Consider the following 8,354-nt stretch of genomic DNA (forward strand, 5'->3'; position numbering starts at 1 on the left):
AATCGGAGGCGGCAGATTCCCTTTTTGCTTTGGGGATTTGCAGTTTGTTCAGCGTGAAGAGTATTTTTGCATAGAAAAATGGAGCTGTTTTTTCAGCTCCATTTTTGTGTATTTAGTCGACAACGTTTTCGAGGATGCGGATTTCGTTGCGCATGATGTATTTTTCGTGTTCTGGCTTGATGCCGTTGACGAGGTAGTCAAAGACCACTTGCATGGCACGTCGGCCTTGCTGGCGTGGGTGCTGGTATATGGCAGCCTGGATGATGTGGTCGCGCATCATCCGTATCGTTGAGGGGATCGTATCGAAGACCACCATCACGATGTCGCGGCGGTTCTGGGCGACCACGGCGCGGGCGGCACCGTAGGCACCGGAGGAGATGATGAAGAGCGCATTGGTCTCGGGATGTTCGGCTAAAAGCTGCCGGGTTTCCTCGTAGGAAATCATGTCATCATCGTCGTTCTCGCGGACGCCCATGAGCTCGAAGCCCTCGGTCTTCTCGAGTACCTCTAGGAAGCCCTTGAGGCGTTCACGATGGCCCTGCATGCTTTGCGATCCCATCAGCACGCCGGCATGGATGCCTGGCGGCGCGATCATCTTGAGCAGGGCACCAGCTGTGCGTCCGCCCTGCAGATAGTCTGTACCGACATAGCAGTGGCGGCGGCAGGTATCGACGTCGTTGTTGATGGTCACGACGAATATCCCCTGTGTCACCAGATTGTCCAGCTTGGCGATGATGCGTTTGTCATTGACGGGGTTGATGATGAGCGCGTTGACTTCCTGCGCCAGTTCATCGATGATGCCGCATTGCTCGTCGACATTGAAGCCGCGCATGCTGCGCCAGAGGACTTTCATGCCGTAGTTTTCGTATTTGAGGGCGGCTTTGCGCATCGGCAGCAGCACATCGTCGAAGAAGGGGACACCCTCGGAGGCAATGAGCACACCGACGATGGGATTCTTCTTGCGGGCGGCCAGCGCTTTGCCTGCGGGGTTCGGCTGATAGTTGAGCTGTTTGGCGGTATCGAGCACGAGTTGTCTTTTTTCGGGCTTCACGTTGCCGCGGTTATTGAGGACACGATCAACGGTTCCCCGGGAAACGCCGCAGAGTTCGGCGATTTGTTTGATAGTAACCATAAAGGGCACCTCGCTTTATATATAATGTACATTTATGATTTCTTAATGGGGTCCATAAATGGATGATAGGAATATAGTTTCGTCGTGGGAGAAGGGGAATCCTGCACGAGCACAGTTATTTTTTTGGCAAGGCGGCGTGCGGAAAAAATTTTCTGCTGTCTCCAAGGCGAACACAAAGTGGCGTGAAGTGGCGTCCGTGCTGGTGTGTTGGTGTTCGTGCACATGATAACAAACAGGAATAAAACATACACAAACAAAAACAAAGAATAAAAAACGTATTGACAACTGCGGAGTGAAAGTGTATTGTAATAGCAAGAGAACGAAATGGTTCTGTAGCTTGGAAGTAAGGAGTGTTACCGTTGGGGGCAGTGCTGGTTCTATTATTGTCTGATTTTTTGTAATAAACAGGATTGTTTTTAAACTTTTCTGTGCACGAGAACAGAAGCAGCGAGACGGAAATCCTGAAACCGGAAAAGGAATCACTCCCGGAGAATCGAGGTGGACAAGCGGGAAGGCTGGTTCCGGGCAGAGCCCACAATAATGTACTGATGGCAGTACGAAAAGCAAAGGAGACGAAAACATGAAAAAGATCATTGCATTACTTTTGGCAGCAGCCATGATGATCGTTGCAGCCGGTTGTGGCGGCGGACAGTCCGCAAGCAGTGGAAGCGGCTCGAGCTCAGGCTCTGGCGGCAAGCAGATAACGATGGGCTTCTCACAGATCGGAGCGGAATCCGAGTGGAGAACGGCCAATACGGAATCCATCAAACAGGCAGCTAAAGATGCAGGTATCAACTTGCAGTTCTCGGATGCACAGCAGAAACAGGAGAACCAGATCAAGGCTATCCGTTCCTTCATTGCACAGGGCGTTGATATCATCGCTTTCGTTCCTATCGTTGAAACCGGTTGGGACACGGTGCTAAAAGAAGCAAAAGATGCGAAGATTCCGGTTATCGTTGTTGACCGCGATGTCAAACTCAGCGATGATTCCCTCTACGTTGCTAAAATCGGTACGGACTCTGTCAAAGAAGGCAACAACGTCTTCAAATGGATCGATGAGTACATGGCTAAAGAGAAAAAGACCCCGCGTGATGGCGGCAGCCAGTACAATGTTGTAATTCTTGAGGGCACGGTTGGTTCTTCCGTAGCTATCCGCCGTCAGGAAGGTTTCAAAGATGCAATGGCTAAAGCAGCTGATGCAGGCAAGTACAACATCCTCGCTTCCCAGACTGGTGAGTTCACCCGCCAGAAAGGCCAGGAAGTCATGGAGTCCTTCCTCAAATCCTATGGTCCGAAAATCGACATCCTCTTCGCTCACAACGATGACATGGCTCTCGGTGCTATCCAGGCAATCGAGAAAGCTGGTCTGAAACCGGGCAAAGATATCACGATCATTTCCATCGATGGTGTCAAAGGCATGTTCCAGGCTATGATCGATGGCAAAGCAAACTGCACGGTTGAGTGCAACCCGCTGCAGGGACCGCTGCTCATGGAGACGGCTAAGAAGATCCTCGCTGGCGAGAAAGTCGAAAAACTCGTCTATGTCGATGAGGGCGTATTCCCGGCAGATGTCGCAGCAAAGACGCTCCCAGAGCGCAAATATTAATTGATTCCCCTTTCCAATCAATCCAAATACGCAGCTTAGGATAAACAGGCCGCGCCCGTACGTCGTATGAGTTCGGACGCGGCTGTTTTTATCCGCAGATAGATCCAAAAGGAACAATTCAGGACTTATCCGTGTGGTTTATAACTGATTCCGAGTGTATTGAGTTTCCTGGTTAGGAGTGAAGATCATGGCACAAGCTCTATTGGAGATGCGGTATATAGATAAGGTATTCCCGGGCGTCAAGGCACTATCGAACGTCAATTTCACGCTCCACGCCGGGGAAATCCACTCCCTGATGGGAGAGAACGGCGCCGGCAAGTCGACGCTGGTCAAGGTACTTACGGGTGTTTATCAGCGCGATGGTGGTACCATCGTCATGAATGGCAAGCCCATTTCACCGAAGACGCCGAAGGAGGCCCAGGAGTGTGGCATTTCGACGGTGTATCAGGAGGTGAACCTCTGCTCGAACCTCACGGTGGCAGAGAATATCTTCATTGGCCGCGAGCCGAAGAAGCACGGTTTCATTGACTGGAAAACAATCAACCAGCGGTCCGAGGAACTCCTCGCAAAGCTGGATGTTCATATTGATGTGACAAAGACACTTGACAACTATTCGGTCGCCCTGCAGCAGATGATCGCCATTGCGCGCGCTGTCGATGTCGATGCGAAGATCCTGATCCTCGATGAGCCGACTTCCTCGCTCAACGAGGAGGAGACGGCGCATCTGTTCAAGATCATGCGCCAGTTGCAGAAGCAGGGCATGGGGATTGTCTTCATCTCCCATTTCCTCGATCAGATCTATGAGATCTGCGACCATATCACCGTATTGCGCAACGGCGAGCTGGTAGGTTCCTATGAGGTAGCGAAGCTGCCACGCCTGGAGCTCATCGCCAAGATGGTCGGCAAGGAGCTCAGCGATGTCAAGGATATGGACAAATTCGCAGAGAAGAGCACGCCGTCGGAGGAGGTCTTCCTCGATGCTAAGGGGATTGGCGCCGTTGGCAAGCTGCGCGAGGTGGACGTGACCATCCACAAGGGCGAGGTCATCGGTTTTGCAGGGCTTTTGGGCTCTGGGCGCACCGAGACGGCGGATCTCTTGTTTGGCATCGACCAGATCAGCAAGGGCGCCATCAGCATCAATGGCAAGAAAATCAATCTCAAGAACCCGATGGATGCCATGGAGCAGAAGATCGGCTTCTGTCCTGAAGACCGCAAGCTCTCAGGCATCATCGGCGACCTGTCGGTGCGTGAGAACATCATCCTCGCGATGCAGGCGAAGGATGGTATCATGCGCCATATCCCCTACGAAGAGCAGTGCAGGATTGCAGATGATTGCATCAAGCTGCTCAAAATCAAGGTTTCCGACCGCGAGCAGCTCGTCAAGAACTTGTCGGGCGGCAATCAGCAGAAAGTCATCATTGCCCGCTGGCTTGCGACGCAGCCGAGCCTGTTGATCCTTGATGAGCCGACGCGCGGCATCGATGTCGGCACGAAGACGGAAATCCAGAAGATGGCGATTGCCTTGGCGAAGCAGCGTGGCATGTCGGTCGTGTTCATCTCGTCGGAGATGGATGAGATGGTCCGTACCTGCACGAAACTCATCGTCATGCGTGACCGCCGCAAGGTGGCAGAACTCACGGGCGATGACATCAGTTCGGATGGTGTCATGAAGGCAATTGCGGGAGGTGCAGCCTGATGGATATGCTGAAAAGGTTTGCAGGAAGTTCGCTCTTCCTGCCAGTAGTAGCCCTCTTGGTACTGCTGGTATTCAATACGATTTTCGTCGATGGGTTCCTGTCGATACAGCTGACCGAGGATGGCAGGCTGTACGGCCGCCTCATCGATATCCTCAACCGTTCCTGTTCGCTGATTATTTTGGCGCTGGGCATGACTTTCGTCATCGCGACGAGCGGTATCGATATTTCCGTCGGTGCTGTGGTAGCCATCTCGGCGGCTGTGGTCTGCACGATGATCGGTGGCCGTGGCGATGGTGTAGCTCAGATGCCGATGGCAATGGCGATGCTTGCTGCTGTTGGTGTTGGTGTCCTCTGCGGCATGTGGAATGGCCTTTTGGTCGCTAAGTTCAAGATCCAGGCCGTTGTTGCTACTCTGATTCTCATGACGGCTGGCCGTGGCGTGGCACAGCTCATGACGGAAGGCCAGATCATCACGGTCTACTACAAACCCTTTGAATACATCGCCGGGTTCCTGCCGGGCATGCCGCTGCCGACGAACATCTTCATTGCCCTCGCAATGGTCTTGCTGGTGGCTGTGTTGATGAAGAAGACGAGCATCGGGCTCTTCGTCCAGTCGGTCGGTATCAACCCGACGGCGGCCAGATATGCGGGCATCAACGTTACACTGGTCATCTTCCTTGTCTATGCGTTTTCGGGGCTTTGCGCGGGCGTTTCGGGCCTCATTGAAAGTTCCCTGATCCGCGCAGCCGATGCTAATAATGCCGGCCTCAACATGGAGATGGATGCTATCCTGGCTGTTGCCCTTGGTGGTACGCTGCTTTCGGGCGGCAAATTCTACATCGGTGGTTCGGTCATCGGTGCTATCACGATCCAGACGCTGACGACGACGATGTATGCGCTCGGTGTTTCCGCCGACCAGCTGCCGGTTGTCAAGGCAATCGCGGTCATCATCATCTGCTTGATTCAGTCGAAAAAAGCCCAGGAGCTTTTCGATGCATGGAAAGCACGGCGGGCAGCGGGGAAACCGCGCCCAAAAAAGTTGGTTGATGGAAAGGTGGTGGAGCAGCCATGAGAAACAGACTTAATGACATCATAGCATCCAAATATTTCTCATTTTTCGTCACAGTGCTCCTGTTTGCCATTCTTTATGGTGCAGGTATTGCCATGTACAAGGGCTTTATGCGGCCGCAGGTTTTCTTGAATCTCTTCATCGATAATGCGGCGCTGATCATCGTCACGGTGGGTATCACGTTCACGCTGATCATCGCGGGGATCGACCTGTCAGTCGGTGCCGTGCTGGCACTGGTCTGCATGGTGCTTGCGTGGCTGCTGGCCAATACGGGCCTGCCACTTGGCCTGTGTGTGCTCATCGTCATGGTCATGGGAACGGTCTTCGGCGCAGCGCAGGGCTATATCATCTCGAAGTTCGATCTGCAGCCGTTCATCATCACGCTGGCGGGCATGTTCTTCTGCCGCGGCCTCACGGCCGTCATCTCGCAGGATACGATCCAAATCGAGAATCCGACCTGGGTGGCGCTGGCAAGCTATCGTGTCGATGTCGGCGTGGGCTTCATCTCGATCGGCGCTATTGTGGCGCTGCTGACGATTGTTGTGGCGGCTATCGTGCTTGGCTTCACGAAATTTGGCCGCACAGTATTTGCTATCGGTGGCAGTGAGTCGTCGTCAGCGCTCATGGGCTTGCCGGTATTCCGCACGAAGGTCATGGTCTATGCTATCTCGGGCTTCTGCTCGTCGCTGGGTGGTCTGGCCTATAGCCTCATCATGCTGACTGGCTATAACCTGCATGGTCTGGGCATGGAGATGGATGCCATCGCCTCCTCGGTCATCGGCGGCACGCTGCTGACTGGCGGTGTCGGCTTCATCCCTGGTGCGCTTGTCGGTGTGCTGATCCAGGGCGTCATCCTGACGTTCATCAGTTTCCAGGGAACGCTTTCCGCTTGGTGGACGAAGATTGTTGTCGGTGCCCTGCTCTGCGTGTTCATCATCATGCAGGCATTCATCACGGAGCAGAAGAGCAAACTCTCCTCGAAGAGCTCTATGGAGGATGGCGGACAGCCGCCAGCCAAGCCTGCCCCTAGTGCACAAGGCTGATAGATACAGCCAAAAGCCCCTGACCGTCGTGTAATGGCGGTCAGGGGCTTTTGGCACGAAAAAAACGCCCGAGGGGAATCGGGCGCATTTCCAGATGTGATGTTGTGTTGTATTTATGGAAAGGAAGAGAGAAATCTTAGCTGCGGTTTACGTCGAAATCAGCAGCGTTGACGTCCATGAGCTTGGACGGATCGACATTGGAATAGATGCCCGGACGGACTTCATAGCTCTTCATGTAGTCAGAAGTAGCTTCCATGAGGTCGTTCGTATAGCTCTCAACGTGTTTTTCCCACATGCTTTTCATCATAAACCGCTCCTTTACAAAATAAAGTCATACATAAGATTTATTCTTACTTAACCACTGGATTTATACATATTATGACATGGCCGTTTTTATTTGTGAAATACCTTGTTTTGATAATATATAGCTTTTTTCTATTAGCATATGCTATACTTGAAACAAGAGAGTATTTGCGGAATCAGACAGGGAGGGCGCGGCAATGACGATTATCCAGATGCGCTATTTCTATGAGGTCTGCCAGTGGCAGAACATCACTAAGGCAGCAGAGCACCTGCATGTATCCCAGCCGACAATCAGCGTCGCCATGCAGGCATTGGAGACAGAGACAGGACTCAATCTTTTCCACCGCGAGGGGCGTAAGATCATCATCACACATGATGGCAGTAAATTACTTGGCAAAGTCAAGCACATTCTTGACCAGATGGACCAGCTGGAAGAAGAAATTCAGGATATGGCGCATAACCGCAACCATATCCGCATGGCACTGCCGCTGCAGCTCGGTACCCAGTTCTTGCCATTGGTCCTTGGCGATTTCCGTTGGCTGCACCCGGAAATCCGGCTCGACATCATCGAGTCAGGCGGCATCAGTGCCCTGCATATGGTTGAGGATGAGAAGCTCGATATCGCCTTGACAAACTACGAGAGCGGCTTCAGCAACAAGCTCAACTATCAGAAGCTGTTTACCTGCGAATGCTGCTTCGTCACCTATCCGGAACACCCGCTGGCCGAGCGTGAGTCGGTGTCGTTTGCAGATTTCGCCGAGGAGCCGTTGGTCATGCTCGACAGCAATTTCTTTGTCTATCATATGGTGCATGATTTGTTTGCCAAAGCAGACAGGAAGGCAAAAATCGTCCATTATTCGCCCTACCTCCATACCATCAAGACGCTCGTCAAGAGCGGCATCGTATCGACGTTCCTGACACGGCAGGCCATCCTGCCGGATGACCATCTCGTCGTGATACCGCTGACGGAGCCGTTCTATATCAATTCGGGCATCGTGACCAAGAAGGGACGCCAGATCTACGAAGATGAGCGCATCCTTATGGAATATCTGCAGAATATCACCAAAGTGCTTAAATGAGTGCTTCGGTTGGGCTGTATAGGATCGTGAATATGTGCAAAAATCCGTTGGCTATAACAGTGTAGAGACCCCCATAAGTTAGACCCAGGAATCTAACTTATGGGGGTCTTTTTATGGCAAAATATAGTGCAGAATTTAAATGTAAGGTAGTCCAAGAGTATTTGAATGGACATATAGGATATACTGCCTTAACAAAAAAATATGACATCCCTTCCTCAAAATGCATTCAAGCGTGGGTCGGAAAATATCGTAAAATGGGGAAAGATGGGCTTCAACGGTCAAGAAAAAATGAAACCTATTCTTTCCAATTCAAGGTAAATGCTGTAGAGTTATATTTAAGTACAGAGATTTCTTACCAAGAATTGGCACTTCGACTTAATTTGAAATCTGCGGGCCTTTTAGCTAACTGGGTTCAACGCTATCGT

8 protein-coding genes are annotated in these 8,354 nt (G+C 52.0%); 6 read left to right on the plus strand and 2 right to left on the minus strand.

Annotation, left to right across the window (positions count from 1 at the left end; translation table 11 throughout):
* Positions 1 to 112 precede the first annotated feature (112 nt).
* Positions 113 to 1,132 carry a LacI family DNA-binding transcriptional regulator gene (locus BM181_RS05945; protein ID WP_075442879.1) on the minus strand — a complete coding sequence of 340 codons (1,020 nt, stop codon included), beginning with the start codon at positions 1,130 to 1,132 and terminating at the stop codon, positions 113 to 115.
* Between the two features lie 580 nt (positions 1,133 to 1,712).
* Here BM181_RS05945 and BM181_RS05950 point away from each other — a divergent pair.
* From BM181_RS05950 to yjfF, 4 genes are all read left to right on the plus strand, one after another.
* The gene (locus BM181_RS05950; RefSeq protein WP_075442880.1) at positions 1,713 to 2,738 is read left to right on the plus strand and encodes an ABC transporter substrate-binding protein; all 1,026 of its coding nucleotides are present in this window, start codon (positions 1,713 to 1,715) and stop codon (positions 2,736 to 2,738) included.
* A gap of 187 nt (positions 2,739 to 2,925) precedes the next feature.
* Positions 2,926 to 4,434, plus strand: a complete 1,509-nt coding sequence (locus BM181_RS05955; RefSeq protein WP_075442881.1) for a sugar ABC transporter ATP-binding protein — start codon at positions 2,926 to 2,928, stop codon at positions 4,432 to 4,434.
* Positions 4,434 to 5,507 carry an ABC transporter permease gene (locus BM181_RS05960; protein WP_075442882.1) on the plus strand — a complete coding sequence of 358 codons (1,074 nt, stop codon included), beginning with the start codon at positions 4,434 to 4,436 and terminating at the stop codon, positions 5,505 to 5,507. The genes BM181_RS05955 and BM181_RS05960 overlap by 1 nt, the downstream gene beginning before the upstream one ends.
* Positions 5,504 to 6,547 carry a galactofuranose ABC transporter, permease protein YjfF gene (gene yjfF / locus BM181_RS05965; protein ID WP_075442883.1) on the plus strand — a complete coding sequence of 348 codons (1,044 nt, stop codon included), beginning with the start codon at positions 5,504 to 5,506 and terminating at the stop codon, positions 6,545 to 6,547. Before BM181_RS05960 ends, yjfF begins: the two co-directional genes overlap by 4 nt.
* 136 nt (positions 6,548 to 6,683) lie before the next feature.
* Here the strand turns inward: yjfF and BM181_RS15260 are convergent, their stop codons facing one another.
* The gene (locus tag BM181_RS15260; RefSeq protein WP_173371985.1) at positions 6,684 to 6,854 is read right to left on the minus strand and encodes a hypothetical protein; all 171 of its coding nucleotides are present in this window, start codon (positions 6,852 to 6,854) and stop codon (positions 6,684 to 6,686) included.
* A gap of 193 nt (positions 6,855 to 7,047) precedes the next feature.
* Between BM181_RS15260 and BM181_RS05970 the strand changes: the two genes are divergently transcribed.
* The gene (locus tag BM181_RS05970) at positions 7,048 to 7,929 is read left to right on the plus strand and encodes a LysR family transcriptional regulator (protein WP_075442884.1); all 882 of its coding nucleotides are present in this window, start codon (positions 7,048 to 7,050) and stop codon (positions 7,927 to 7,929) included.
* A gap of 113 nt (positions 7,930 to 8,042) precedes the next feature.
* On the plus strand, positions 8,043 to 8,354 hold a 312-nt coding region (locus tag BM181_RS14955), incomplete at its 3' end, for a helix-turn-helix domain-containing protein (protein ID WP_143092120.1).

This window comes from Pseudoselenomonas ruminantium, assembly GCF_900113715.1.
Classification (GTDB): Bacteria; Bacillota; Negativicutes; order Selenomonadales; family Selenomonadaceae; genus Selenomonas_A; species Selenomonas_A caprae.

Coding starts and splice junctions, on each gene's coding strand:
- BM181_RS05960 (WP_075442882.1), top strand. CDS start 4,434: ATGGATATGCTGAAAAGGTTTGCAGGAAGTTCGCTCTTCCTGCCAGTA.
- BM181_RS15260 (WP_173371985.1), bottom strand. CDS start 6,854: ATGATGAAAAGCATGTGGGAAAAACACGTTGAGAGCTATACGAACGAC.
- BM181_RS05970 (WP_075442884.1), top strand. CDS start 7,048: ATGACGATTATCCAGATGCGCTATTTCTATGAGGTCTGCCAGTGGCAG.
- BM181_RS05945 (WP_075442879.1), bottom strand. CDS start 1,132: ATGGTTACTATCAAACAAATCGCCGAACTCTGCGGCGTTTCCCGGGGA.
- BM181_RS05950 (WP_075442880.1), top strand. CDS start 1,713: ATGAAAAAGATCATTGCATTACTTTTGGCAGCAGCCATGATGATCGTT.
- BM181_RS05955 (WP_075442881.1), top strand. CDS start 2,926: ATGGCACAAGCTCTATTGGAGATGCGGTATATAGATAAGGTATTCCCG.
- yjfF (WP_075442883.1), top strand. CDS start 5,504: ATGAGAAACAGACTTAATGACATCATAGCATCCAAATATTTCTCATTT.